The following is a 25,463-nucleotide window of genomic DNA, read 5'->3' as shown; positions in this document are numbered from 1 at the left end:
GAATTTCCGAATTTTAAGAATTAAACAAGGTGAACGAAAAAGCAATATAGCGAAATCAGTTCACCTTGCGCAAATGGAATGCTCGTGCGATGCACGATGTCATAAAACATTTGCACCAAGACTTTGCTTGGTGATAATAGCGTTTTGGACCCACCTGACCCCATGCCGAACTCAGAAGTGAAACGAAACAGCGTCGATGATAGTGTGGCATTTGCCATGTGAAAGTAGAACATCGCCAGGCTCCTAATTAAGTGAAAAGCCCATCCAATCGGATGGGCTTTTTGCGTTTTGGGGTTGTAGGTCGTGATAGGCGCAGCGCCATCCGACGTTTAAGAGAGTCCCTCAGCGGTGTGAGTCTCTTCTGTGAGTCCCTCAGCGGTAGCTAAACTGGCTCACTTCACCTTGCGCAAAGGAAACGCTCTCACTGCGTTCGTTGTCGTTAACCCTTTGCACTATATTCACCTTGCGCAAAGGAAACGCTCTCACTGCGTTCGCAGTCGTTAACTCTTTGCACTATATTCACCTTACGCAAAAGAGCGTGTTCGCTTCGCTCATGTCGCTAGCCTTTTGCACTTTTGCTGTTGTTATCCTTTATATTCTAGGTAGTAATTTGACGTATAAGTTAATATGCTTATTTGAAATTGTATTGGGAAATAGTATATGACGGTGCTGATCCACTGGTTTGATCTTCTTGGGGTCATGGTATTTGCGATATCGGGGACTCTCATTGCGCACAGTAAGCACATGGATGGTTTTGGAGTAGTTGTTTTGGCGACCGTTACTGGCATAGGAGGCGGCACTCTGCGGGATATTATCTTAGATGTGCCTGTTTTTTGGTTACACGATACGAGCTATTTTATTGCGATATTTGGTGCTATTTTTATCAGTATCCTATTCTTAAACAGGCAAAAACAGATACCAAAACAAATGCTGCAAGTCGCGGATGCTTTTGGGCTCGCATTTTTTGCTGTTATGGGGGTACAAAAAGCGCTGGATATTGGAATGCCAGATACTACTGCAATTATAATGGGCGTGCTTACAGGGTGTTTTGGCGGGGTAATAAGGGATGTGTTAGCTAGAGAAATCCCATTACTCTTAAAAGGAGAACTGTACGCAATCACATGTATCTTAGGCGGGATTATTTACACTCAGTTGATAAACTTATCTTTCTCACTAGAGACAGCCATGCTAAGTGCAATGAGTGCAACCTTACTACTTAGACTATTAGCTATACGTTACAACATAGTGTTACACGTATTTAAGTATGCAAATTAACTATAAAAATCAAGGACAAGGATATGTCGCTTGCAAAAATCTATACCAGAGCTCAGGTTGGAGTTAGCGCACCTCAAGTGTGTGTTGAAGTACATTTAAGTAATGGCTTACCAGCATTTCATATTGTTGGTTTACCGGAAACCTCAGTTAAGGAAGCTAAAGAAAGAGTTCGTTCAGCGATAACTAACTCGCAATTTTTGTTCCCAGAGCAACGGATCACCGTTAATTTAGCGCCAGCAGATCTTCCTAAAGAAGGGGGCAGATATGACCTTGCTATAGCTGTCGGTATTCTGGCTGCCTCCGGTCAGATAGCTGTTCAGCAATTAGCGAACTTGGAATTCTATGGTGAATTAGCATTGAGTGGCGAAGTGCTGGCGGTTAGCGCTATTTTACCCAGTGTAATGGCTGCCGCGAAAGCTAATCGCTGCTGTTACTTACCATTGCACAATGATCAATTAGCAAGTTTGGCACCCCACGCTCAAAGAAAGGCGGTTACATCTCTTGAGTCGATATGGCTTGATATGGAAGGTCAGCAGAGTTTGCCGATAAACATTACACATCCACATACTCACAACGAATCCATAGAGAGTTTGGATATGAGTGATGTAAAAGGACAAGAAGGGGCTAAAAGGGTGCTGGAGATTGCAGCTGCTGGCGGACATAATGTACTATTCCTTGGTCCACCAGGCACTGGAAAATCAATGCTTGCGCAGAGAATGCCTTCAATTATGCCAACCTTATCAGCTGAAGAAGCGTTGGAAACAGCTTCGGTGTACTCTTTGACGGGGCAGCATATTGATGCTCAAAATTGGCGTAAACGCCCTTTTAGAAATCCACATCATACTTGCTCTGCAGTCGCGTTAGTTGGTGGCTCTTCAAAACCTAAACCAGGTGAAATTTCTCTTGCCCATAATGGAATACTTTTTCTAGATGAGTTACCTGAATTTGAAAGAAAAGTGTTGGACTCATTACGTGAACCTATGGAAACGGGTATGGTAACCATATCGCGTGCAGCACAACAGGTTGACTTTCCTGCTAGGTTTCAACTTATCGCGGCACTTAACCCTAGCCCAACGGGCCATTACGATGACAAAAGGGCGACTTCGGATCAAGTGCTCAGATATCTATCAAAGATATCTGGGCCTTTTCTTGACCGTATTGATCTACAAGTTGAATTACCGCGTTTATCGACATTGCAATTACAAAGCGAGCAAGCGCAAGAGGCCAGTAAGGTGATAAAAGAGCGAGTTGATAGAGCTTATGATATTGCGTTACAGCGTCAAGGTAAGGTGAACGCAATGTTAAACAATCGAGACTTAGCTTTATATTGTAAACTGGCTGAGGGAGAGAAGTTGTTTTTAGCCAAAGCTGTAGATAAATTGCAACTTTCTCCACGTTCTTATCATCGTATTTTGAAAGTCGCAAGAACCATAGCGGATTTAAATGGGCACTCTGATATTTCACTATGTGCTTTAAAAGAAGCATTAAGTTATAGAGCTTTAGAGCGCTTGATCAGCCAGCTCACTAGGTACTAGGCAGAGAGCATATAACCTTTGCCGCGGACAGTGACGATGCGTTTTTGATCTTTTTCATCGCCTAGCTTTTTTCGCAGTCTACCAACAAGCACATCAACCGTTCTGTCGTTGGGGCTCCAATCAGGTTGGCCTATATCTTCTGATATTTTTTCTCGAGATGTGGCCTTACCGGCGTTGGCTATCAGGCATATCAAAACTTTATGTTCTGCTTCGGTTAAGCGTGACTCCTCACCATGCTGGTTTATCAAAGTTCGGTTGTCTGGGTGTAGCTTAAAGTCAGCGTATTCAATAAACTCTTCAGACTCATCATTATCACCATTTTGTGAAATACGTTTATACAGTGCGCGCATTCTGAGTTCTAATTCTAATAAGTCTACGGGTTTACACACGTAGTCATCTGCGCCCTGGGCAAGCCCAGCAATACGATCAGCTTGAGAATCTCGACTAGATAGCATTATTACACCTATATCCGTTAAGGTGTTTAGCTCTTTGGCAAGTTCTAATCCGTCAGTTGCTGGCAATACAATATCTACAATGGCTAACGATATAGGTGAATCTGTATTGCTCGCAAACTGGATATGCTCGAGAGCGTTTGCACCTGTATTATCAACTTTTATGTCAAACTCGGTTTGTGCGAAATGGCTCAAGATCCGTTTTGCTAATAGTTCGTCGTCTTCTACCAGTAATACGTGAATGCTCATAATGTCGTTATCTATTCAATAATTACGTTTATATTAGCACTGTGAAATCATAGGTGAGAAGCCTAAGGTGATTTTTTTGCAATAAAATGTATCAAAATCACGCACGTGTGGAATAGAGGAACTTGATAGCGGTACTAAGTATTTAGATTTATGAATAAATATGAGAAATTATTCTAAGAGTGAAGCAAATAAAACACGAAGCGGCGCGTACCGCTTCGTGAAACTAATTATTTTTGATAAATGAATTGCCACCATTGTGGCTGATCTTTTAAATGCATATCGAAATATGCAAGCATGGTATTCCACCAGTGAAATCTGCGATCTCTGGCAAGTATTTGGTGGTCAGCGCCTTTGTATTCAATTAGCTCTACATCTTTACCTAGCAATTTTAGCGCGGTATACATATTGTGGCTTTCACCAGGAGGTACATTGGTATCTGCGTCTCCATGTAGCAACAGCAGTGGTGTCGTTATTTTATCAGCGTGGAATACCGGACTGTGTTGAGAATATAAAGTAGGATTGTTCCATGGAAAACTGTTTTTAGAAGCTTCTCCGGAATATAAATATCCCCACCAACCTTGGCCCCAATATGAGGTTATGTTTGAGATCCCTGCATGGGCTATTGAAGCGCTGAACATGTCAGTTTTCGTTGCTAGTAACATGGTCATAAAACCACCATAAGATGCTCCAAGATTACCTATTCTAGCTGAGTCGACAAAAGGGTAGGCTTGTGTGAATGCCTTGGTTCCATCAATGATGTCTTGTGCGGTATGTTCACCCCAAGCATTCACATGTTCAGCTGAAAATGTTTGTCCAAACCCAGTTGCCCCTGTTGGTTGTAGTACATACACGATATACCCATGCGCTGCCCAAAGGTTAAACGGGTAACGGCCTGAAAATGCTCTAGATACGGGAGAAGTGCCGCCATAATAATAAACCAGTGCAGGATACTTTTGGGTTTTATCTAGGCCATCTGGTAAATACACGCGTCCTTTTATCTTTACCCCTGATTGATTTGTGAAGTCGAATTCTTCCAAAGTAGCGATTTCAGTATGTTGATAGGCCAATTCTTTAGAGTCCCAAAGTAGCTCTGCGCGATTATTTTTAAGGGTGATGCGCTTGAGTTGTTGAGGCGTACTGGCCTGAGTACCCGTCACGAGTATTTCGTTATTTCGGGTATGACTGATGGCATAATCCTGTACTACGTCAAAGCCTAACTCAATGTGTTTAAAACGTGATTTACGCCTATCAAACAGATATAGCTGCTGCCTATCCTCATCATTTACTTTCAGCAATACATCATTACTTTTTAACACATCAATCGTGGTGATTGATGGGTCAAACTTTTTGCTCAGAGCTTTGTGGTTGCTACCATTGAGGTCCATCCAATAAAGCTGGCCATCATAGTTATTAGCAAGCATGTCTTGTGGGAGTGCACGTCCTAAACCCCCTACGAAATCAGGTCCGGCAACAAGGTATATGCCATCTTTTGCGTAGCTGGCTTTACGGAACGTACGATATTGACCCAGCAAGGTTTGTTTTGAATCACTTAAATTGATTTCCAACAATTCTGTAAGCATATGTGGTGGTGCAGTGTAGTCTTGAGGGTTACGACTGACGAGAATAGTGTTGCGATGTGCATTATAATCTTCAAGCCGATGACTCAACTTGCCTTCCGTCAGCGCGTTGATGAGGCTAGAGTTAAGGTCTAATAAAAATACTTGGCTATTAGAGCGTGCATAAGACCACCTATCTTCTAACCCTCGGTAATGCTTAATCAGCTTATGAGCATCGTCCTCGTTTTTAGACCAAGTAAATATCAGCGTATCATCATTAAAATAGTGAAAGCCACTGGCCCCTTCTAGAGTTTGCGTGATGACCTTGGTGCTGAAATCCTTCATGTTTAATAGAATAAGCTTTTGATCTTGCATAAAGGCTAATTGTTGTGAATCATCGCGCCATGCTACGCTGCTTGCACTGATCCCACTGAATCTATATTGAGTTTTACCATCACTATCTTTGAGAAGTGTTTCTGTTTGTGGGCTATTTCCAGTGCTATCACTGTAGTGGCGTGAGGTCGTGAGGTAGTAACGCCCATTGGGAGAGTGAGAAATGGCTGTAAGAGTTGGTGCATCATAAAGCTGTTTGGCTGACAAGCCGTGCTGGCTTTTGTCCGTTAGGGTGATTTGATCATGTTCAGCTTTAGGAGTGTAGTTAATTTTTACTTCATTCCAGTTATCCACTTGCTCAGCAATAATGACGATTTGATGATCACCCGTTGGTACATGTATGTCGAATTCACTTTGACCTGATAGTTGCTCACCATTTAAAAAAACATGTGCTGTTTTTATGCCAGCTAAAGATAGCTTACCTTGTGTAAAGCGCTTGGTATTAAACTGGAATTTTAAGGCTTGTAGGCCTGCCATAGTAAGTGCTTTGATATCGCTCATTTTTTGCCATTTGAGCTGATTGCCAAATACAGATAAAGAATCGACACGTGATTGTAAGCTAGGTAATAGCGTTTGAATTATTTTACTTTGATGGGCCGTGTTATTTGGCTTTATGCTATTGTAAGTAGTGAGAGGGCCCAAAAACTGAATTTTCTTTTCATCCAACTGAGCCGCATTCAGTTGCAATGCAATTGAGGAAAAGAGTAAAGTGGCCGCTGTTCGTAAAATCATATTTGCGCCTATTGTAGGTAAAGAATTTGCCCCAATATAGCATATATCTCAGTTACGCCAGCAAAGTTGCGACTAGGCAGAAGCGAGTTGCAGATTAAGGAGTTTAGGTTGTTTTTATTGATCACGTACATGTTGTTAGCGATTGCTATTTCGTTTTTATGTTCGGTAATGGAGGCTGTTCTGTTGAGCATTACTCCAAGCTACATCGCTATCCTCAAGAAAGACAAACCTGTGTTGGCTAAAAAAGTCCAGCAGTTGAAAGATAATATTGATAAACCATTGGCTGCTATTTTAACACTCAATACGGTAGCCCACACTGCCGGTGCTGCTGGCGTTGGTGCGCAAGCCGCTGTGGTATTTTCTGATGCTGCGGTAGGTATAGCCTCTGCGGTGATGACTTTACTTGTTTTAATATTATCTGAAATCATTCCGAAAACCCTTGGTGCCACTTATTGGCGTGGCCTTACACCTATCGTGGCACAATCTTTAGTCTGGTTAGTTAGAGTACTCAAACCTTTTGTATGGTTGTCGGATATTTTGACACGTACGATGGGCAAAAAAGAAAGTGAAGCACATTATATAAGGCAAGAAATTGAAGCCATGGCAGAGATTGGCTCTGAAGCGGGTGCATTGCAGCAAGAGGAAACAGAAACAATTAGAAGCTTGCTACGTTTTAGACATGCCAAGATAGAGCATGTTATGACGCCTCGTACGGTATTGTTTAAGGTTCACAAAGATATCACTGTGAATGATTACCTATCTGAGCATGGTTCAGTACCATTTTCACGGATCCTTATTTTTGATAAAAGCGGTGATGATATCATCGGGTTTGTACATAAAAATGACATTATGCTTGCTTATCATAGGCTTGGAGAAGACTACAAGATAGGTAAGCTGGTTAAACCGCTTTATACTGTGCCAGAAACGCTAGATGCACCTTCTTTGTTTCAGACCTTATTAGAGAAGCGTATTCATATTGCATTAGTCATTGATGAATATGGTGATATACAAGGTATTGTGACGTTAGAAGATATGCTTGAGTCGCTGATGGGCATGGACATTATAGACGAGCGAGAGCAGTCGACTAATATGCAACAAGCTGCAAAGAAAAAATGGCGAGAGCGTGTTGATGCTCACAGCCACTTGATAGAAACGGATGTTGAAGAGCGCTAAGAGTTAGAGTTCATCATTCGCAACCAAGAATGGATCCAACGAACAAACTCGGCCTTGGCTTTTGGGCGGCTTATTAAAAACCCTTGCATCAGCAAGTTGTGTTTATACCTATCTAAATATTGCAGCTCTTCTATACGTTCAATCCCCTCTGCGACAATGCCTATTTGTTCGTTTTGCGCGATATCTATCAAGCTATCGACAATAACTTGTGAGAAACGGTCTGAATCTATGTGGGTTATCAGCGAACGGTCAATTTTTATTTCCGTAAAGGGGAGCGTTTTTAACTGATGTATATTGGTAAAGCCTGTGCCAAAGTCATCCAGCGAAATGGCAAAACCACGCATTCTTAAGCGATTGAGAGTTTCCAATTGAACACTGCTGTTCAAAGGAGTATGTTCAGTAATTTCTAAAATAACATCTTCAGGTTTAAGGCGACTTAATTCCAATATCAGTGCAAGCTTATTAGGGCAGTTTAAATCGTCAAGTTGTACCGGGGAGAGGTTGAAAGCTAGTGATACTTTATGGGGGAGCTCTGCTCTTATCTCTCTAAATTCCTCGGTTGCTTTTTCAAATAATTGAAATGTAATCAAATTTATTAAATCTAAGTCTTCAGCTAACGTGATGAACTGTTCAGGTAAAATGGTATGCGTACGAGTTGGCGTTATAATTCTTGCCAATACTTCAACACTATCAATAGACTTATTGGCGCGGTTGACCTTGGGTTGATAAAACGGTGTGATTTCCCTGTGGCTGATCGCATGTAGTAATTCCGATTGCGTAATGGGTTCAATATGGCGTTTCTCTGGGGCTATAAAGGACTCAAGCTTTTTGAGTAGTTTATCGACCTCTTTCAATTGGACTGGTTTGGCGATGTTACCAATTAAATGAGCGCTAGATTGACGTGCTAAGTTAGAGGCCAAATCAATTATTTTTGGATCCATATCTGAAATGATGACCACTCCGCCAGGGTATTTTATCTCACCAAGTTGACGAATAAATTCCATACCATCCATTTCAGGCATGTTTAGGTCAGTAAAAACGGCATCATAGCGACGTGGTGCTTGCGCTATTTTTTCAAGAGCCTGATCGGCACTAATACAAGTGGTAATCTCCTGAATACCTAGTTCAGTCAACATGGCTTTCATCACCATAAGAATGGCCTGAGAGTCATCAACAACCATCACCTGACTAGCTGTCGTACTCATATCACAGATCCTTTATTTTACCCGCACTATCTTCTGAGTTTAGTACAGGCTGTAAAAAAGTGTAGATATCAGCTGGTAAATGTATTGTTTGTCACTGGTGGATTGAGCTGGGATAATGGCAAAAAACATCAATCTAAGAAATTATGACGAGAATTGAATTTACCGCATCGGGACAGATATTTTCGGTGCTCATAAGAGGTAGCGATCTACTCCAAGTCTTTTGTGACCAGCAAGCTTTGACTGTAGAACCTCATGCAGAAGATGTGATGCAGTGTGCATATGAGCATGGCGTTGTGCAATTTGATATTGCAAAACTTCCAGAACAGCAATTGGGTATCTCGTTGAATGGTACAAACTGGCAATGGCTTGAGTTACCTGATACACCCAAAGAAAATAAGAAAAGCTTGATTGGATTGGCAGCACTTGGCTTTAAGGTATTTAAAAGCGCAAAGGTGATTAAAGCAGCCTTGGCTGGCGCTTCAGTAGCAGGCTATGCATGGTTATTTTCGTGGCAATTTGCGCTGATGCTTGTGGCATGTTTAGTCGTTCATGAATATGGTCATGTCAGGGCCATGCAATATTTTAAGATTAAAACAAAAGGTATTTATCTGATCCCGTTTGTCGGTGGATTGGCAGTGAGTGATGACAAGATCACCACTCGCTGGCAAGACGTGGTTATTTCACTTATGGGACCTGCATTTGGTTTAATTACCTCTGTGTTGGGGGTAATTCTATATTATGCGACCGAAATGGAGATTTTCGCGGGTGTAGCTGTGCTTAGCGCGTTACTTAACTTATTCAACCTGCTGCCAATACTGCCCCTAGATGGTGGTCACGTATTAAAAAGTATCAGCTTTTCGATGCGCTCTTGGATAGGTTTGTTGGCCTGTATGGGAGGCGTTGTATTTGGTTTGTGGATTAGCTATGCATTTGGCCTTATGTTGCTTGTGTTCTTTTTGTTGATTGGTAGTTTAGAGATTTTGTTTGAATGGCGTTCACGCAAAACCTCTCATTTACTGCCTTTGGACCGTTATGGACAGGTATTTTCTGCAGTTATGTATGTGCTTGTGGCTGCAGGTCATGTGGCGGTTATGATGCATTTTGCAGACTCACAAAGCGTCATTCTAAGCCTGCCAATGAAAGTATTATCCAGCTAAAAAGCAAAAATTGCTGCTATGCCCAGGTTAACATAGCAGCAATAATCACACCGCTAAAAATCAATTGGATCAAGCAAAACCCCATAATATCTCTTGCTTTTAGGCCTGCAATTGCAAGTACAGGCAGCGCCCAAAATGGTTGGATAAGATTGGTCCAAGCATCTCCCCAAGCGACAGCCATCGCCACTCTAGCAATGTCAGCATCTAGCATTTGTGCTGCGGGCAGTACTATTGGAGCCTGTACAGCCCACTGGCCACCGCCAGATGGAACAAAGATATTCACAAGACCCGCACTGAGAAAACTCCAAAACGGTAAACTCTCAGCGCTGCTGATTGAAACAAATGCAGAAGAGATCTGTTGAGCTAAGCCTGATTCAACCATGACAGCCATGATCCCGGCGTAAAATGGAAACTGAATAACAATGCCTGCGCCACCAGAAATTGCTTTATTTAAACTTGTTAACAATCGCTCTGGTGTTTGATGCAAGAGAATAGCTAGAAATAAAAAGATAGCTATCACACTGTTTAGATTCAGTGTTCCGCCTTGCACTGTAAAGTAATAAACTAAATACACGCAACCTAAGGCGCCAATCAAAGTGCCAAGTAACTTACTGTGTTCAAGTTTCTGGGCGGGTGTTAAGTCTTCTAATCTGCAAGGTTTAGGTTCTAGTGACTCTGTCAGTTTGCTTTTATCTACTAATATCTGCTGCTCTTTAGGTGGTAATAGTAGTGCATTCAGAATTGGGAGTAACACAAGCAAAGTACACAGAATTGCCAAGTTAAAAGAAGAAAATAATGTGCTGGATGTACTGAGCACTCCGATACTGGTTTGCGAAAAATGTCCTTCGCTGGCAATAGTTAAGGGCACCGAGCCTGACAAGCCGCCGTGCCATACAATAAACCCAGAATAAGCGCTGGCAACAAGAATTCTATAATCAACAGCAACTTGCCGAGCTAGAGCTTTGGCAAAGAGTGCACCTATTACCAACCCAAAACCCCAGTTTATCCAACTTGCTATCATAGCCACCAGTGTGACCATCACAATTGCAAGCACGGGAGTTTTAGCGAGTCTTGCGAGTCTATTTAACGCAGCCATACATATCGGAGTACTGGCTAGCATGTAGCCACTAAGTAAGATCAGTAACATCTGCATAGCGAAAGTGAGTAAGCGCCAAAACCCTTGTCCCCATGCTTCAACAACTTGTGTTGCAGAGAAGGGCGTGACGATACTTGCTAAAGCAAGTACGATAAGAGTGAGCATGAGCACAAAGACAAAAGGATCCGGTAAATAACGTTCTACGAGATTGCTAATGGGGCGTGTGACGCGGTAGAGCATAGATCATCCTGATATTATTTTTTGCTCAATGATAGCTAACATTTATGCTAAAAGTTAGTCTTTTAGGCTAAGTTTATGATAGTGGTCAAACAAGATTATGGCTTTAATTATTGATTTTATTGGGTTATTTTATTTGGCATGATACATGTATTGTATAGTTAGAAATAAAATTTATACATTTAGTAAATAACAGAGAGGATGCCATGGCAACACAAGGTTCAGGCGGTAATGTGATCGCAGCAATTTGTAATATTTTTTTCCCGGGGTTAGGCCAGCTGGTCCAAGGACGTATTATCGCGGCTTTGATTTTTGCAATCGTAGTGTTTGGGGGTTATGCGCTGTGGTTCTTAGTTGTTCCCCCAGTGATAGGTGCAGTGGTACATCTTTGGTCCATCATCGATGCTGCAAGGTATACAAACTACTCAGGGTATGAGCGCCGTTAGCCAAGCGGCGAGTGTCAGCACGCTTAGCACAGTAGATAACACCACACTGCTGGCAAGTTCGGCTTGTTGATGTTGTAGTTGGCGAGCAACTAGATAAGCGTTAACACCCAATGGTGAAGCACTCATGAGTGTTAACACGACAACTTGCTTGTGGGGGAGCGCCATTCCCCACTTTGCGGTGATGTACACTAAAAGTGGTAAAATGATCAGCTTGATGATGCTGACCAACAATGCTTTTCGCCATGCGCCACGAATAGAATAATTATTTAAACTAGCGCCGAGTGCAAAAAGAGCCCCCGCAATTGCAGGCTCGCTGAGCAAAGCAAGTCCTTGTTGCATGACATTAGGGATGGCTAAATTGATGTAGTTACAAAGTAGACCTAAGCTGATGCTAATCACTATGGGGTTAAGCAGCAAGGGTTTGAGTGTTTCATGCATACGCCCTTGCTGATTGGCTGCGAAGGTAAAAGTACAGGTAAACAATAAAACACTGTGAAAGGTAATTATCATAAAGACCATTGCACCATATTCTGCGCCTAGACTGGCAATGATAATAGGCAGACCAACAAGTACTACATTTGAGTAAGTACACGCTAACGATAAAGTGGCACTGTCACCGCGTTCTATCCGCATTACATATCTGAATATTCCACAACTTAGCAAATATACGAACAGCACTGGTAGGTAGAAGCTGGCGAGCACACGTGATGATAACACCTGTTCGAGATCCGCCTGATACATGTTCAAGAATAGAAAAACGGGAATAATAAGGTTGAAGATAAATAACCTCAGCCCATCAAGAGCAGCAGCACTAAAAATTCTAAACTTTGCGCAACTATAACCAATCAATACAACAAAAATTATCGGGAAAAGAATTACAAAAGCGCTCATAACCAGCTCGGTCTAAAAATAAGGGGCTATTATCTCGGTTTGCATAGTGCGCCACAAGCCCCACTGCGTATAATAGTAAGCAGATTGAACAAAAGTTGAGAGTGAATTTTGGAGTACCAGTTTATTCGCGATCCGATCACCGGGTTTGGAGTGAAAATCAGTGATGAACACACGCTGGTGGGTCGTTGGCTAAGTGAAGAACTGCCGCATAATGAAGTAGCGCAGTTGATAGCAAAGAGTAAAGCCATACACAAAGACAGCCCTATGTTAGTCAAAGAGGGCAAGGAAATACGTTTTACTTTGTCTCATGACGAAGCACTGTTTGAAGCGCATGCATTGTTTCATCAGGCTGACGATTTAAGCAATTATGGTGATGATGCGTTGGTACTGGATGAGCATGGTTTAGTGAGTGGTTGTGGCTACGAAGACTTTATTGCTTTGCTAGAAGCATGGTATCAGTTTATTCATCGCAATTAGATACCATGCTCAGAGGATTATTTTGCGGTGCCATATATTTGTTCGGCGCGATTAAACAGTACCCATGAGGTAAGAATATATTTGTCGTTGGACAAAGGTTTGTTACCTCGGTGAGTATGGGTGAAATAACCCGGTGCGATGACCATGGTGCCTTTTTTAGGTGCTATTTTCTTTTGCTGATAATAAAACTCAGTTTCGCCGCCTTCGCTCACATCGTTTAAATAGAACATAAATAACAACACGCGGTGTAGGGCCTCGTTGTGACCTTGTTGAGGATACACTTCGCTATGCCAGTAGGGGTAGCCGCCCTTGTTGATTTCATATTTTTGGGCTTGAATATTACCGAGACGAAACAGCTGCTGCACTAAAATAGGTAGCTGAGGTTTACCTACTTCTTCAAAGTTGTCGAAGGTAACGTCAACTGGCTCACCAGTTTTTGGGTGATAAACTTTCAGGCCAAACGCACCGATGATCATAAACAAGTGCTCTTCAATATATTTAAATACGTGCTGCGCAGTGACTTGTTGTATGTGCTGTAGGTGCTGAGCGTATTCAGGATGAGAATTAAGATACAGATCTTGACTCACTTTTTTGTTAAGGTCGATACCACCTGAAGTGGTTCCTTGTTTTAAGTGTGGGCTTTGTTCAAAAAGATTAATAAACTGATCACAAAACTCATCGCTTAGCGCGTTGTCATAAACGCGTATAAAATCTGTCATTATTTCACCTACAGTTATTGGAATTATTATGTTGTCTGAAAAACTGATGCCGCGATTTAGCGAAACCGACGTGCTTGGTCATATAAACAATACCGTACTCCCAGTGTGGTTTGAAGCGGCCAGAGTGCCTATTTTCAAAATATTCACCCCAGACCTTAATCCACATCAATGGAAGTTGATTGTAGCTAAGGTTGAAGTGGTATTTAAAGGCGAATTGTTTTACGGACAACAAGTAGAGATTAAAACGGCGATTGAGCATATCGGCAACAGCTCTTTTGTTATTGTGCAGCAGGCGTGGCAACATGGAGAGTGTTGTGCCGAGGGCAAAACCGTGATGGTGCGTTACGACTTTGCAGCTAAACGCGCTCAACCCTTATCACAGCATGAGCGCGATGAGCTAACACTGTTTATGGTGTGATTGATCTTGCTTTAAATTCATGACCCACTGCGGCTGAAATACAGGGCTTAACCTGATAGCGATAACTGGTAACGTCAGCCGTTGTGAACTTTTCAATCTCTAAGATTTCGTAATCATTCAATTCTATCACTCGAGTATCAGTGCGGTGTTCACATCGGGAACGTGCATCCGCTTCGTTGTCGAAGATAAAGTTAGCCAAAATGCGTTTAACCTTATTTTCGTAAGCGCTGGCATTTTGGTCTATTTGCGCTTTAGCTTCATCAAGTTCGGACAAGGTACGTTCAAGTTCGGGCTGCTCTTTGATGGCAACGGCTAAGTCTTGATCCGAAGATTCAATGACGTTAATGGTTAAGCCTGTCTCTATGCCGCCAACTACATTGAGCATGGTTTGGCTAACACCATATAATGTGCCCGTATAGGTGGTTAGTAGCGCAAGCTGGAGTAGTAAAAATAATCCTGCACCGAAACGTATAAAACCGGTGATGATTGGAAAGCTATAACCCGGTGGGTGCCACAGTGTGTGCAAACCAAAAGGTCGTAACAGTAACAAGCATAAAATGTATACGGGAATGGAAAATTGGATGATAAGCAGCACGACTAGGCTGGTGATAACAAACCAAATAGGGATGGATAATAATACGGCAAAATTATGTGTGTAAGGCAGGTTGTCGGCGCTCACTCCGGTAATATCGTTGACCAAACCAGACGCTTGCACCAGTGCGTAATTGGCTACAAAAGCATAGAATAACAAGATCACAGCTTTGCCTGGCAAGCTATCCCAAACTTGGATAAATCTAGGCCAAAATTCACTGACCATAGCAACCAATACAAGCACTGTGAGCAATGCCAACAAGCTATTACTTTGTGCATTATCGAAAAGATAGATAAAACTTGTGATAATAGCTAGAAAGTAGCAGCGTTGCGCTAAGTTCAGCGAAGACCAAAATGCCGTTAAGCGATTATGATAGTTTATTAGTCTATCTTTGATGGACAAAATGTAGGGTAACTGTTGCATTAGGGTAAAGTTGTAGCAAAGGAATGTAGTTAAACTACATTCCTTTGGTCATTAAAGTAAAGGTTTTAGGTATTTTCCTGTGTGAGATTGTGCACACTGTGCAACTTGCTCAGGTGTACCTGCGATCAGGATCTGACCACCTCCAGCACCGCCTTCAGGCCCTAAATCAACAATCCAATCAGCCGTTTTGATAACATCTAGGTTGTGTTCTATGACAACCACAGTGTTACCGTGATCACGCAATCTATGTAGCACCAACAGTAGTTGCTGAATATCGTGAAAGTGCAGTCCCGTGGTTGGCTCATCGAGAATATACAGCGTTTTACCTGTATCTCGTTTTGACAACTCTCTGGCAAGTTTAACGCGCTGCGCTTCACCACCGGACAGGGTTGTTGCTGCCTGACCGAGACGAATATACGATAAACCAACGTCCATTAGAGTTGTCAGTTTGCGATTAATTGCTGGGATTTTATCGAAGAACTGCTGTGCATCTTCTACGGTCATTTCAAGCACTTCATGGATATTCTTGCCTTTGTACAAGACTTCCAAGGTTTCTCGGTTATAGCGTTTACCTGCACAAATATCACAAGGTACATAAACATCAGGTAAAAAGTGCATTTCTACTTTGATAACACCATCACCTTGGCAGGCCTCACAGCGGCCGCCTTTTACGTTAAAGCTAAAGCGACCAACTTTGTAGCCCCGTGAACGTGCTTCTTGGGTGCCAGCAAATAACTCGCGGATCGCGGTAAAAATGCCGGTATATGTTGCTGGGTTGGAGCGCGGCGTACGGCCAATGGGGCTTTGGTCAATGTCGATTACCTTGTCAAAATGTTCAAGGCCGGTAATCGCCTTATAAGGTGCCGCTTCAGCTGTTGTTGCGCCATTTAAAGCTGTGTGCGCGAGTTTAAATAGGGTGTCATTGATCAGAGTAGACTTACCCGAACCCGATACACCGGTGATACAAGTCATCAGGCCGAACGGAATGCGTAAGTCAACGCTTTTTAAGTTATTACCCGTTGCGCCCATAAGCTCAAGCCATTTGTCATTGCATGGGTGGCGTTGTGCGGGGACGGCGATAGACTTAGTGCCACTGAGATATTGGCCTGTCAGTGAGTTAGGGTTGTTGATAATGTCATCACGGGTGCCTTGTGCAACCACATGGCCACCATGAACACCTGCCCCGGGTCCGATATCGATGATATGGTCTGCTGCTCGAATGGCGTCTTCATCATGCTCTACCACTATCACGGTATTACCTAAATCACGTAAATGCGTCAATGTACTAAGTAATCTGTCATTGTCTCTTTGATGTAGGCCGATGGAAGGTTCATCGAGTACATACATGACCCCAACTAAACCTGCACCTATTTGACTCGCTAGGCGGATCCGCTGGGCTTCACCACCTGAAAGTGTATCTGCGCTGCGTTCCAACGATAAGTAATTGAGCCCAACATTGATTAAAAACGAAAGGCGATCGCGAATTTCTTTGAGGATCTTTTCTGCGATCTGTGCTTTTTGTCCCTGCAAGGTAAGGGATTCAAAAAACTCCATCGCCGCACCAATGCTCATGGTCGTCACATGAGGTAGTGTGGTTTGTCCAATAAATACATTGCGCGCTTCTTCGCGCAAACGAGAGCCATGGCAGCTTGGACATGACTGACTGGTTTGGTACTTACTTAATTCTTCTCGTACAGAGCTTGATTCAGTCTCTCTGTAACGACGGTTCATATTATTCAGGACACCTTCAAACTCATGATTACGGGTGATTAAGTCCCCACGGTCATTACGGTAATTGAAAGCGATTTTTGTTTTTCCAGAGCCCTCTAGAATAACCGTTTGTGCTTCGCTGGATAATGATTGAAAGGGTACTTCTAAGTCAAAACCATAATGTTCAGCCACTGCCTGTAGCATTTGATAATAATAGAAGCTGCGTTTATCCCAGCCTTTAATCGCCCCACCACTGAGACTCAGTTCAGGATTTTGCACCACGCGCTGCGGGTCGAAATACTGTCGTACACCTAAACCATCGCAGCTTTGGCAGGCACCAGCAGGATTGTTAAATGAAAACAGTCTTGGTTCTAACTCGGTCATGGCATAGCCACAGCTTGGACAGGCAAAGTTGGCCGAAAAAATCATTTCTTGGGCGCTAGGCTCATCCATATTGGCGACAACGGCGATACCCGAAGAGAGCTCTAGGGCCGTCTCGAAAGACTCCGCCAAGCGTTGTTGTAAACCATCTTTAACCTTAAAGCGGTCTACAACTACTTCTATCGTGTGCTTTTTATGTAGCTCTAAAGTTGGAGGATCTGACAAGTCACACACTTCACCATCTATACGTGCGCGGATGTAGCCTTGACTGGCCAGTTGCTCAAGCAACTTAACGTGCTCACCTTTACGGTTTTTAACAACCGGTGCCAACAGCATTAATTTACTGCCCTGCGGTTGCTCTAGTACAGAATCTACCATTTGACTGATGGTTTGTGCTGCCAAAGGTAAATCATGGGTTGGACATCGTGGTTCACCGACTCTGGCGAACAGGAGACGCAAATAGTCGTAGATCTCGGTAATGGTTCCCACCGTCGAGCGCGGGTTATGAGAAGTCGATTTTTGTTCAATAGAAATGGCAGGAGATAAACCCTCGATGTGATCAACATCGGGTTTTTCCATCAGTGATAAGAACTGTCTTGCGTAAGCAGAAAGCGATTCAACGTAACGTCTTTGGCCTTCGGCATAAAGCGTATCAAATGCCAGTGAAGATTTTCCCGAACCCGATAACCCTGTGATAACGATGAGTTTATCGCGTGGAATGGTGAGTGAAATATCTTTTAAATTGTGCGTTCGAGCGCCTCTGACTTCTATTTTATCCATTTTGACCTAATTACAGAGTTGAGTGGCAACGATTATTAGCGCAACAGTATCGCATACTTTGCCAAAAATTAACTTATCTTTGCTAAACGTTCTAAACTGGAAGGAGGGATCAACATTAGAGCGATTAGTTTTGTGCGTCTGATAGGGCCATGCATTGGCCTCTCATTTTTATTACTTTCTTGTGTACTCAATGCCAGCACGTCGCATTGTGAATTTATCGTGCGTTTTGAAAACTATTCTGTTCAATCCCAACAAGATGCGCAATTGCAATGGCATGGCCTGGATGTGGACTTTGCCAAAAGCCTATTGCAAGAAATGGACTGTGGTTATCGGTTTGTCAGTGTACCTTGGGGGCGAGCTTTAAAAATGCTTGAACTAGGAGAGATAGACTTGATGTTGAGTGTGTCAAAGACTGCTCAGAGGATGAGGTTTGCCTATTTCATTGGTCCCCAGCGAATGGAGAATATTGTGTTTGCCACTAACACCAAAAGGCCATTCTATGTTCAATCCCTAGAGCAGTTGTTTTCATTGGCGATGCCCGTAGCCATCCAGCGCGGTGCTTACTACGGTGAAGCCTTTGAAAAGAGAATGAAGCAGGAAGTGGACTCTGAAGATAAGTTTATTTATGTGCCAGACAATCAGCGTAAGCTTCATTTACTGCGCCATGGACGCATCTCAGGCTTTCTAGAAGAAAAATACAATATTATTTATCAGGTTGAGCATAACCCTGACTTTGTAGAGATTGAAATTGCGCCACTGGTGGTTAACTCAGAACCCGTTTATATTGCTGTAAGTAAGGAAAGCGTGAGTAGAGCACAAATAGAACAGTTAAAAGAAGCGTTTGAGCGGCTACGAAGTTCTGGAAAGTTAGCGCAAATTTTAAAAAAATATAAGTTAGACTGAGTTTTTTTGTTAGACTGTGGCGCGCTAAACTGAGCAGAACTAAACGAGTACTATGTCTAATCAATCTTTAAATCTTCTGGAAAAACGCGCGGCGTTATCACTTGCTAGTGTGTTTGCATTTCGCATGCTTGGGCTATTTATGTTGATGCCCGTGTTGGCTATTTATGGCCAATCACTTGAGCATGTATCGCCAATGTGGATTGGGCTCGCTATCGGTGCATATGGTTTAACTCAGGCGTTGCTACAGATCCCCATGGGATGGTTGTCCGATAAGTTTGGCCGTAAGCCCGTGATTATATTTGGCCTAATGATATTTGCTTTGGGTTCAGTGATAGCAGCGCTGGCTGATTCGATATATTGGGTTACCGTAGGTCGAGCATTGCAAGGGATGGGCGCCATAGCCAGTGCATTACTTGCTTTAGCTGCCGATTTAAGCCGTGATGAACAGCGTCCAAAAGTAATGGCTGTCATAGGTATGTGTATCGGGTTAAGTTTTGCCTTTGCTATGTTACTAGGCCCAATGGTCGCGGCTGCGTTCGGTATTTCAGGGGTGTTTTGGCTCACAGCGGTGCTGGCTTTGTGTGGTATTGTTATTATTCTATTTGTCGTACCCAGCGCAGTAAATAAAGCGCCAAAGGGAGACACCGTGGCAACGCTGGTGGACATTCGTAAGCTAAGTCGCCATCCACAGTTGTTGCGCCTAGACTTGGGAGTCATGTTACTGCATTTGTCGCTCACAACGATGTTTGTGGTACTACCAGGGCAACTGATAGCAGATGGACTTAATGCAGATGCACATTGGAAATTATATATTCCAGTGTTATTGCTGGCGTTTGTGCTGATGGCACCGATGATGATAGTCGCTATTCGTAAGCAAAAAGAACGTGAAACGTTTTTAGCGGCAATAGTATTACTTGTACTCAGTACATTTAGTCTAACCTTATTAGCTGACTCAGTTATTGGTATTGCTGTTTGTATGCTTTTGTATTTTGTGGCCTTTAATTTTTTAGAAGCGACGATGCCAGCACTTGTATCACGGATTGCGCCTGCTTCTCAAAAAGGGTCCGCGATGGGGATTTTTTCATCGGGTCAATTTTTTGGAGCATTTTTAGGCGGAATTTTAGGAGGTTACATTGCACAATACGGTGAAGCCAATGGAGTGTTTGCGGCGGTGGCCTGTGTTGGGGTAATATGGCTACTTATTGCATGGCGAATGCAGATCCCGCCCAAGAGTAAAATAATTAGTCTAATGACCGACCTGTCTGAGCCACAGGAGGCAGAGGCATTAGCCGATAAGCTAGTCGCATTACCTGGCGTGATCGAGGCGATAGTCGTTAGCGAAGAAAATCGTAGCTATCTGAAGATAGATGATAAGAAATTTGATTTAAACCAAGCTAAGCAAGTACTTGGCTTGCATTAATAGTGTGAGGAGAGGGTGCCATGGCACGCGGTGTAAACAAAGTTATTTTGGTTGGTAATCTTGGACAAGATCCAGAAGTACGCTATATGCCAAACGGCAATGGTGTAGCGAATATCAGTATTGCCACTACAGACAGCTGGAAAGATAAAAATACAGGCCAGTTGCAAGAACGCACCGAGTGGCACCGAGTGGTGTTATTTGGCAAGCTAGCAGAAGTAGCGGGTGAATATTTACGCAAAGGCTCGCAAGTATACATTGAAGGTCGTCTGCAAACGCGTAAATGGACAGATCAAAGTGGCCAAGAAAAATATACGACAGAAATCGTTGTAGATATGGGTGGCCAAATGCAGATGTTAGGCGGTCGTAACGAGCAGCAAGGCAGTGCACCATATCAAGGTGGTCAACAACAGGGCAACTATAGCCAGCAGCAGTATGCAAACCAAGCGCCACAGCAGCAACAACAATACTCACAGCCTGCACAGAGCAGTAGCCAGCAGCAAAGTCAGGGACACTCTCAGCAAAGCGGCTATGCGCCTTCGCAACAGAGCAACACTCATCAAGGTGGTGGTTTTGCTCCGCAGCAGCCGTCACAACAAAGCGCACCACAACAACAAGGTGGCTTTGCACCTAAACCTGCGCAATCAGGTGGTGCGTCTAATCCAATGGAACCGCCAATTGATTTTGACGACGACATTCCGTTTTAATTTCTGGTAATAAATGAAAGTGCTAGAATAAACATATAAGCCCGCTATGTAAGCGGGCTTTTATGTTTTTATCTGGTGAATAATTTTAAAACTGTCTCGAATTAATACATGATGCGATACTAGTGCATAGATTCTCAAGTTTCAGGAATTGATGAAACAGGAGTCCTGTTTACTTCATACTGGCTAGGCCCTGCGCCTAATACTTTATTAAGGGTCACTTCTTCTGCTTTATACCAAACGTTTCTGTAGTCAGAAAACTCTCTATTCATTTCTAATATATCTTGGCCATTAACGGAAGCATTTCCCTCATAGCCCGCCAATTCTAAGGCGTCAGTATCTAATTTGAGTTCATTTAGCCAATCACTCTGAACTTTATAGTTCAATTGCTTGGTGGCCACAGTTTCTCGGATAATGAAATACCGACTGTTGTCTTTGGGTTTTGCGGTTGCAGCCCAAGCTATGAAAGCATTGTCGACATCGTCATCTCTTGTGGTGAATCTTTTTCCAGTATTGGCTTCAAGCAAAATGCTTTTAGTACGTGAAAGGTTTAACTTAATTGACGCGGATAATTTATCTGAGCTTGCGCCAATTGATTGTAGTAATTGACCTAATGACATAGTTTGTAAAGACGACAACTTGGGGAGTTCTTCCATGCCATTTTCAATGGGCACTTGAATTTCAGTTACTTTAAAACGCTTGCCATTTTCGTTAATTCGATAGACTGTTCCTGGGTTGTCAAAACTCCTAGGAGTAGTGAATGCTGCAAATCCCTCGCTACTCAAAATACCGACAGGTGGTTGTGGTGTATTTGTGCAGCTAAACAAGCTAAGTATGCATATAATGGTTAATAGTTTTTTCATCTAAAAATCCTTTATAGAACTGAAAACATACATTAGCTCGTAGTATAGAAGCTGATTAGTGACTTGGCAGGTTATTATGAACACTAAACAACTTTTGTATGCAGTGATATTGGCATTGCCTGCAGTAATGACTGGATGCTCCACCTCGCAGCTTGCTTCATTCGCGGTAGATGAGGCTATCAACACAGCTGCAGCTTTTGGTCGCAAGCTTTCCGTCCAAAAATCATTTTTGACGACTTCAACTCTTATTTTTTATCCAAATGGCGTACCTAACGACATAAATACTTTGCCAGTTCTTCGCGAAGAGAGCTTAAAGTTGATACAAGAAAATTTAAACATTCAGGCTGAACTACTGATTGAAACTATCAATCAAGAAGCCTCATTTGTTTCAGAGTTACTTGGCAAAGAGGTTTTTCTGGCTAACGAACCGGTATTCGAAATTAAGAACTCAAATAAAGCGGTTGCTTATGTTGGCTCGTCAAACATCATTACTGTCGATGTCAAAGTACTACAGGGAATTTATCGAGGGGTTGTGATAAACACAGTGGCTTCTTTAGGTGATAGATGTGACCTAAGTGATGACGTATGTCAGCTTGAAGCGCTGAAAATGGTGATTTCAGCAAGCGAATCATATAGAGAACAGACTTCTGTCAAAGCAATTCATAAGGGTAGCTCATTACTCAGTTTTTTAAGTGCGAGTCCAAGTAACATGAATGAATTGCAGAGGCTTCTTGAAGAACAAATGGCGACTTCACTAAGCCGTTTGGGGAAGGAAACCATGTCGGTCGAGTCTGCAAGGAGATACGACGATGCGATATTGTTTTTAATTGCACATGAGCTAGGTCATATTGTGCTCAATCATTACGAGCGCAAAGAGCAGGGGGAAAGCCAGTATGAACTAGAACTTGAAGCAGATAGGTTCAGCGCAGTCGTTTCGACATTAGTCAGGAACAAAGATGTTAAGCCAAGGAGCAGAGCACTTACTATGATAGATGGAGTTGGCTATCAAAGCTCATTTGGCGGCCCTATGTGTAGGGTTGACTATAACCATACTAGTAAAGGTTATAGTGACTTTCTTGAATTTGGTTTTGTGTTGGCTGGGTTTGATTTGACGTCTACAGACTATCCGAGCGTGGCCTTGAGGAGTAATACAGCAAGAGCAATAACTCAGGCTATGATGCAATCTATAGGTTCAGTACAAAAAATGTTGGGTGAGTGTGATGGTAAGCCAGGGTTACCTGATGAACCTATAGATCTTACTCTTGAAAAATATAAGGCTCGTTTAATATCTGACATTACAGAGTATAAAGAAAAGCTAGCTGAACGAAGTTACCATCAAGACTGGTGGAAAAGGAACATCCAGAGAAATGAGGATTTGCTCGCGGAGTTTAGAACATTATCTTTGGTTTACAAAAACTATATTAAGCGATTGAATTAGTTTAGTTATGTCTAACTAGAAGTATTTGAAGGCTGTAATTGTAACTATCAAATGTACCTAATATTGAAATTTGGTGTGGTGTCCATATCTCCCATCACATTAGTACGCAATTATGCCTTAGCCAATTCACATATACATGGAGAGCAAAAGTGGAAATATCGCTTCGAGAAATAAGCAAAGATAATTATGAAGCAGTGTGCGATCTCGACGTTAAAAAAGAGCAGGAAGAGTGGGTCGCTTGCAATATGTGGTCTCTTGTTGAGTCCAAGTTTAATGACGGTTACATAACGAGAGCAATTTACGTAGATGATGAGCCCATGGGCTTTTTCATGTGGGTAAAGGAGTCTTTGCATAAAGTGTCAATCTGGCGTTTTATGGTCGATAAAAATCAGCAACAAAAAGGCATTGGTCGTATTGCCTTGACGCTTGCCTTGGATGAGATAAAAGCATGTCCCAGCGTGAAGGAAATTGAAATTTGCTATAAACCCGAAAACCCCGTTGCAAAAGATTTTTACGCGGGCTTTGGGTTTGTTGAAACAGGCATGGATGACGAGGGGGATGATATGCTCGCCAGTATCATGCTGTAAAGGTCGCTCGCAAGCGCTCAAAAGCCAAACAATAAAAAAGCCCTTCACTGCAAGTGAAGGGCTTTTTTATTTACATCGTATTCTGAGCGGTAAGTGTATAAATATATTCATACCCAATTATGCATTATTGTTGTTCATGAATAACGATTAGTTGTGATAGATAGAATAATTTAGCCGTTTTTAGACTGCGACAAATTCCACATAATAAATGGTTTTAAGCACCACAGTGGTGTTGATAAGTGCATGCATAAGTACACAGGTTAAAATGGAGTTGGTATGCATTCTGGCAAGACACAGCATGATCCCCTGACAAAATATGATAGCAACCAAGTACAGCTCATATTGTGGGTGTACCATGCCCCATAACAGTGACGTTAAGACCACAGCACCGGCAGGTCGTAAAAACGAACGTGAAAAGCCATGAAACAAATAACCGCGAAAGAATAGCTCTTCAAAAAGAGGGGCGATAATTATTACTGCGATGAGCAACAACCACAGTGCATCAGCTGAGGTGTAAAGAGAAACGGCGTAATCATCGGCAAAGGGCTTATCCATTGCATACATAATAGAGTGGCTAACTAGCAGGAATAAAGCCGTTACACCCAACCATTTGACCAAATCGGGTGTTGAAGATGCTTTAATAGCCAAATATTGTAAAAAGTCTTTCGTTCCGAACCGAACGAGAATAAATATCAAGGTAGAGCAGACGAGAAATGAAGCAAAGGTGGCAATGGATACGACCCAGGCGTCACTCGCCTTGTTTTCCACAGCTAACTTCGCAGTATCTACATAGTGCGAAGATACACCGTCTTGCACCAGTATAAATAAGAAAAGAATGAGCGCTCCACCTAGTAAAGTGCCTATAAAGCCAAAGTAATGTTCGGTTTGTCTAATCATTATAATATTCCTTATAGTCGTAGCAGACATTTTTTACAGCATAAGTTGTTAAACTCACTTTTGTTTATTACCAGCCACACTAACTCCCTACGCAGGTTACGGCTGCACAGAATCTAGTCGTTGATATACTTCCATGTACTAGGCACGATATTGATAAAAGTGAGATGTTGTCATTATGGTAACAATAGACCAGTGTTTATAGGGTTTATGCTCTACCATAGTGGAATGAGATTAACACAGAGACAACAAGTGAGTAACATTAATTGTGTAATATCTTATTACAGAATGCTTGTGAAAGGCGATCTCAAGGGGCTCTGCAAGACTAGTACAATCGATACTTTACGACCACCTGATAGTTCCCACAGGGTGGGAGGCTCCAAGCTTATTTTTCTCCCTCAAATAGTAGTCTTTAGCAGTCCTATATGACCTGCAAAAAACAGATAAAAAATCACCATAACCTTGCACAGTAATGCTCCCTAAAAAGCCCATCCCTATTGACCTTTAAGGTCATTTAAGAAATTCAACTAAGAACGTTCAGTTGCTGTAAGTGTGGCGATTTTAGTGACGAAAAAAGCAATTATTATTAGCGTCAATTTCACTTAAATCGGGCGTGAAAATAGCGCTCAAATACCTGGCCTAAGACCTACCTAGTATTTATCCCAGTACTGCTTAATCGGCACTTCGTAGACAATTTGTTCAAGCGAGTATTGATGCACTCCATGCATTACACCGACTTCTAGGAAGCGAGCAGAATTAA

At 42.5% G+C, this 25,463-nt stretch carries 22 protein-coding genes and 1 rRNA gene; 13 read left to right on the top strand and 10 right to left on the bottom strand.

Annotation, left to right across the window (positions count from 1 at the left end; genetic code table 11):
* The first annotated feature begins 126 nt into the window (after positions 1-126).
* The 3 genes from rrf to BIW53_RS11980 all read left to right on the top strand — a co-directional run bounded on the left by rrf (position 127) and on the right by BIW53_RS11980 (position 2,810).
* A 5S ribosomal RNA gene (gene rrf, locus BIW53_RS11990) occupies positions 127-241 on the top strand.
* A 419-nt stretch (positions 242-660) separates the two neighbouring features.
* Positions 661-1,275, top strand: coding sequence for a trimeric intracellular cation channel family protein (locus tag BIW53_RS11985; protein WP_070992246.1), 615 nt, complete (start codon positions 661-663; stop codon positions 1,273-1,275).
* 23 nt (positions 1,276-1,298) lie between these two features.
* Positions 1,299-2,810, top strand: coding sequence for a YifB family Mg chelatase-like AAA ATPase (locus tag BIW53_RS11980; RefSeq protein ID WP_070992244.1), 1,512 nt, complete (start codon positions 1,299-1,301; stop codon positions 2,808-2,810).
* Here the strand turns inward: BIW53_RS11980 and BIW53_RS11975 are convergent.
* Together BIW53_RS11975 and BIW53_RS11970 are read right to left on the bottom strand one after the other, a co-directional pair.
* A complete protein-coding gene (locus BIW53_RS11975) occupies positions 2,807-3,511 on the bottom strand; it encodes a response regulator transcription factor (protein ID WP_070992242.1) in 705 nt (234 codons plus the stop codon). The two genes, BIW53_RS11980 and BIW53_RS11975, sit on opposite strands and share 4 nt — an antisense overlap.
* Positions 3,512-3,738: 227 nt before the next feature.
* A complete protein-coding gene (locus BIW53_RS11970) occupies positions 3,739-6,192 on the bottom strand; it encodes an alpha/beta hydrolase family protein (RefSeq protein WP_070992241.1) in 2,454 nt (817 codons plus the stop codon).
* Between the two features lie 108 nt (positions 6,193-6,300).
* On the opposite strand from BIW53_RS11970, the gene BIW53_RS11965 reads away from it, so the two are divergent.
* Positions 6,301-7,365, top strand: coding sequence for a hemolysin family protein (locus BIW53_RS11965; RefSeq protein WP_070992239.1), 1,065 nt, complete (start codon positions 6,301-6,303; stop codon positions 7,363-7,365).
* Here the strand turns inward: BIW53_RS11965 and BIW53_RS11960 are convergent.
* Positions 7,362-8,570 (bottom strand): EAL domain-containing response regulator, encoded by a 1,209-nt coding sequence (locus tag BIW53_RS11960; protein ID WP_070992237.1) that lies wholly within the window; start codon positions 8,568-8,570, stop codon positions 7,362-7,364. The genes BIW53_RS11965 and BIW53_RS11960 overlap by 4 nt on opposite strands.
* A 143-nt stretch (positions 8,571-8,713) precedes the next feature.
* Here BIW53_RS11960 and BIW53_RS11955 point away from each other — a divergent pair, with 143 nt between their 5' ends.
* Positions 8,714-9,727 (top strand): site-2 protease family protein, encoded by a 1,014-nt coding sequence (locus BIW53_RS11955; RefSeq protein ID WP_070992235.1) that lies wholly within the window; start codon positions 8,714-8,716, stop codon positions 9,725-9,727.
* Positions 9,728-9,743: 16 nt separating this feature from the next.
* Here BIW53_RS11955 and BIW53_RS11950 read toward each other — a convergent pair whose 3' ends face one another.
* Positions 9,744-11,063, bottom strand: coding sequence for a short-chain fatty acid transporter (locus BIW53_RS11950; RefSeq protein WP_070992233.1), 1,320 nt, complete (start codon positions 11,061-11,063; stop codon positions 9,744-9,746).
* Positions 11,064-11,266: 203 nt separating this feature from the next.
* On the opposite strand from BIW53_RS11950, the gene BIW53_RS11945 reads away from it, so the two are divergent.
* Positions 11,267-11,506 carry a hypothetical protein gene (locus BIW53_RS11945; RefSeq protein WP_070992232.1) on the top strand — a complete coding sequence of 80 codons (240 nt, stop codon included), beginning with the start codon at positions 11,267-11,269 and terminating at the stop codon, positions 11,504-11,506.
* On the opposite strand, the gene BIW53_RS11940 is transcribed toward BIW53_RS11945, so the two are convergent.
* On the bottom strand, positions 11,486-12,397 hold the full coding sequence (locus tag BIW53_RS11940; RefSeq protein WP_070992230.1) for an AEC family transporter: 912 nt from the start codon (positions 12,395-12,397) through the stop codon (positions 11,486-11,488). The genes BIW53_RS11945 and BIW53_RS11940 overlap by 21 nt on opposite strands.
* 108 nt (positions 12,398-12,505) lie before the next feature.
* On the opposite strand from BIW53_RS11940, the gene BIW53_RS11935 reads away from it, so the two are divergent.
* Entirely contained in the window at positions 12,506-12,874 is a 369-nt protein-coding gene (locus BIW53_RS11935) for a YacL family protein (RefSeq protein ID WP_070992228.1), read from the top strand.
* 17 nt (positions 12,875-12,891) lie between these two features.
* On the opposite strand, the gene BIW53_RS11930 is transcribed toward BIW53_RS11935, so the two are convergent.
* Complete coding sequence (locus tag BIW53_RS11930; protein ID WP_070992226.1) at positions 12,892-13,593, bottom strand: 2OG-Fe(II) oxygenase; 702 nt, start codon at positions 13,591-13,593, stop codon at positions 12,892-12,894.
* A 28-nt stretch (positions 13,594-13,621) separates the two neighbouring features.
* Here BIW53_RS11930 and BIW53_RS11925 point away from each other — a divergent pair, with 28 nt between their 5' ends.
* Positions 13,622-14,011, top strand: a complete 390-nt coding sequence (locus tag BIW53_RS11925; RefSeq protein ID WP_070992224.1) for an acyl-CoA thioesterase — start codon at positions 13,622-13,624, stop codon at positions 14,009-14,011.
* Here the strand turns inward: BIW53_RS11925 and BIW53_RS11920 are convergent.
* On the bottom strand, positions 14,001-15,026 hold the full coding sequence (locus tag BIW53_RS11920) for a helix-turn-helix domain-containing protein (RefSeq protein WP_070992222.1): 1,026 nt from the start codon (positions 15,024-15,026) through the stop codon (positions 14,001-14,003). The genes BIW53_RS11925 and BIW53_RS11920 overlap by 11 nt on opposite strands.
* A gap of 51 nt (positions 15,027-15,077) precedes the next feature.
* Positions 15,078-17,897, bottom strand: a complete 2,820-nt coding sequence (gene uvrA / locus BIW53_RS11915) for an excinuclease ABC subunit UvrA (protein ID WP_070992221.1) — start codon at positions 17,895-17,897, stop codon at positions 15,078-15,080.
* 219 nt (positions 17,898-18,116) lie between these two features.
* On the opposite strand from uvrA, the gene BIW53_RS11910 reads away from it, so the two are divergent.
* Genes BIW53_RS11910 through ssb form a run of 3 tightly spaced genes read left to right on the top strand, consistent with a single transcriptional unit; the run spans position 18,117 to position 20,924 of the window.
* Positions 18,117-18,800: a substrate-binding periplasmic protein gene (locus BIW53_RS11910; protein WP_245699401.1), complete on the top strand. Its 684-nt coding sequence runs from the start codon at positions 18,117-18,119 to the stop codon at positions 18,798-18,800.
* A gap of 52 nt (positions 18,801-18,852) precedes the next feature.
* Entirely contained in the window at positions 18,853-20,220 is a 1,368-nt protein-coding gene (locus BIW53_RS11905) for an MFS transporter (RefSeq protein WP_070992220.1), read from the top strand.
* 20 nt (positions 20,221-20,240) lie between these two features.
* The gene (gene ssb / locus BIW53_RS11900; protein ID WP_070992218.1) at positions 20,241-20,924 is read left to right on the top strand and encodes a single-stranded DNA-binding protein; all 684 of its coding nucleotides are present in this window, start codon (positions 20,241-20,243) and stop codon (positions 20,922-20,924) included.
* Between the two features lie 134 nt (positions 20,925-21,058).
* Here ssb and BIW53_RS11895 read toward each other — a convergent pair whose 3' ends face one another.
* A complete protein-coding gene (locus BIW53_RS11895; RefSeq protein ID WP_070992216.1) occupies positions 21,059-21,784 on the bottom strand; it encodes a hypothetical protein in 726 nt (241 codons plus the stop codon).
* A gap of 76 nt (positions 21,785-21,860) precedes the next feature.
* Between BIW53_RS11895 and BIW53_RS11890 the strand changes: the two genes are divergently transcribed.
* Both BIW53_RS11890 and BIW53_RS11885 read left to right on the top strand, forming a co-directional pair.
* A complete protein-coding gene (locus BIW53_RS11890; protein ID WP_070992214.1) occupies positions 21,861-23,222 on the top strand; it encodes a M48 family metalloprotease in 1,362 nt (453 codons plus the stop codon).
* Between the two features lie 149 nt (positions 23,223-23,371).
* Complete coding sequence (locus tag BIW53_RS11885) at positions 23,372-23,809, top strand: GNAT family N-acetyltransferase (protein ID WP_070992213.1); 438 nt, start codon at positions 23,372-23,374, stop codon at positions 23,807-23,809.
* A gap of 180 nt (positions 23,810-23,989) precedes the next feature.
* Here BIW53_RS11885 and BIW53_RS11880 read toward each other — a convergent pair whose 3' ends face one another.
* Entirely contained in the window at positions 23,990-24,706 is a 717-nt protein-coding gene (locus tag BIW53_RS11880; protein WP_070992212.1) for a CPBP family intramembrane glutamic endopeptidase, read from the bottom strand.
* Positions 24,707-25,463 lie beyond the last annotated feature (757 nt).

This window comes from Pseudoalteromonas byunsanensis (genome assembly GCF_001854475.1).
GTDB classification, from domain to species: domain Bacteria; phylum Pseudomonadota; class Gammaproteobacteria; order Enterobacterales; family Alteromonadaceae; genus Pseudoalteromonas; species Pseudoalteromonas byunsanensis.
Note: the sequence above shows the minus strand (reverse complement) of the source record. Positions and strands in the feature narration are given on the sequence as shown.

Bases quoted from the DNA above. Each gene is read 5' to 3' on its own strand.
- BIW53_RS11970 (WP_070992241.1), bottom strand. From the start codon at position 6,192: ATGATTTTACGAACAGCGGCCACTTTACTCTTTTCCTCAATTGCATTG.
- BIW53_RS11890 (WP_070992214.1), top strand. From the start codon at position 21,861: ATGAACACTAAACAACTTTTGTATGCAGTGATATTGGCATTGCCTGCA.
- BIW53_RS11985 (WP_070992246.1), top strand. From the start codon at position 661: ATGACGGTGCTGATCCACTGGTTTGATCTTCTTGGGGTCATGGTATTT.
- BIW53_RS11880 (WP_070992212.1), bottom strand. From the start codon at position 24,706: ATGATTAGACAAACCGAACATTACTTTGGCTTTATAGGCACTTTACTA.
- BIW53_RS11930 (WP_070992226.1), bottom strand. From the start codon at position 13,593: ATGACAGATTTTATACGCGTTTATGACAACGCGCTAAGCGATGAGTTT.
- BIW53_RS11960 (WP_070992237.1), bottom strand. From the start codon at position 8,570: ATGAGTACGACAGCTAGTCAGGTGATGGTTGTTGATGACTCTCAGGCC.
- BIW53_RS11955 (WP_070992235.1), top strand. From the start codon at position 8,714: ATGACGAGAATTGAATTTACCGCATCGGGACAGATATTTTCGGTGCTC.
- BIW53_RS11905 (WP_070992220.1), top strand. From the start codon at position 18,853: ATGTCTAATCAATCTTTAAATCTTCTGGAAAAACGCGCGGCGTTATCA.
- ssb (WP_070992218.1), top strand. From the start codon at position 20,241: ATGGCACGCGGTGTAAACAAAGTTATTTTGGTTGGTAATCTTGGACAA.
- uvrA (WP_070992221.1), bottom strand. From the start codon at position 17,897: ATGGATAAAATAGAAGTCAGAGGCGCTCGAACGCACAATTTAAAAGAT.
- BIW53_RS11975 (WP_070992242.1), bottom strand. From the start codon at position 3,511: ATGAGCATTCACGTATTACTGGTAGAAGACGACGAACTATTAGCAAAA.
- BIW53_RS11940 (WP_070992230.1), bottom strand. From the start codon at position 12,397: ATGAGCGCTTTTGTAATTCTTTTCCCGATAATTTTTGTTGTATTGATT.
- BIW53_RS11925 (WP_070992224.1), top strand. From the start codon at position 13,622: ATGTTGTCTGAAAAACTGATGCCGCGATTTAGCGAAACCGACGTGCTT.
- BIW53_RS11950 (WP_070992233.1), bottom strand. From the start codon at position 11,063: ATGCTCTACCGCGTCACACGCCCCATTAGCAATCTCGTAGAACGTTAT.
- BIW53_RS11920 (WP_070992222.1), bottom strand. From the start codon at position 15,026: ATGCAACAGTTACCCTACATTTTGTCCATCAAAGATAGACTAATAAAC.
- BIW53_RS11895 (WP_070992216.1), bottom strand. From the start codon at position 21,784: ATGAAAAAACTATTAACCATTATATGCATACTTAGCTTGTTTAGCTGC.
- BIW53_RS11980 (WP_070992244.1), top strand. From the start codon at position 1,299: ATGTCGCTTGCAAAAATCTATACCAGAGCTCAGGTTGGAGTTAGCGCA.
- BIW53_RS11945 (WP_070992232.1), top strand. From the start codon at position 11,267: ATGGCAACACAAGGTTCAGGCGGTAATGTGATCGCAGCAATTTGTAAT.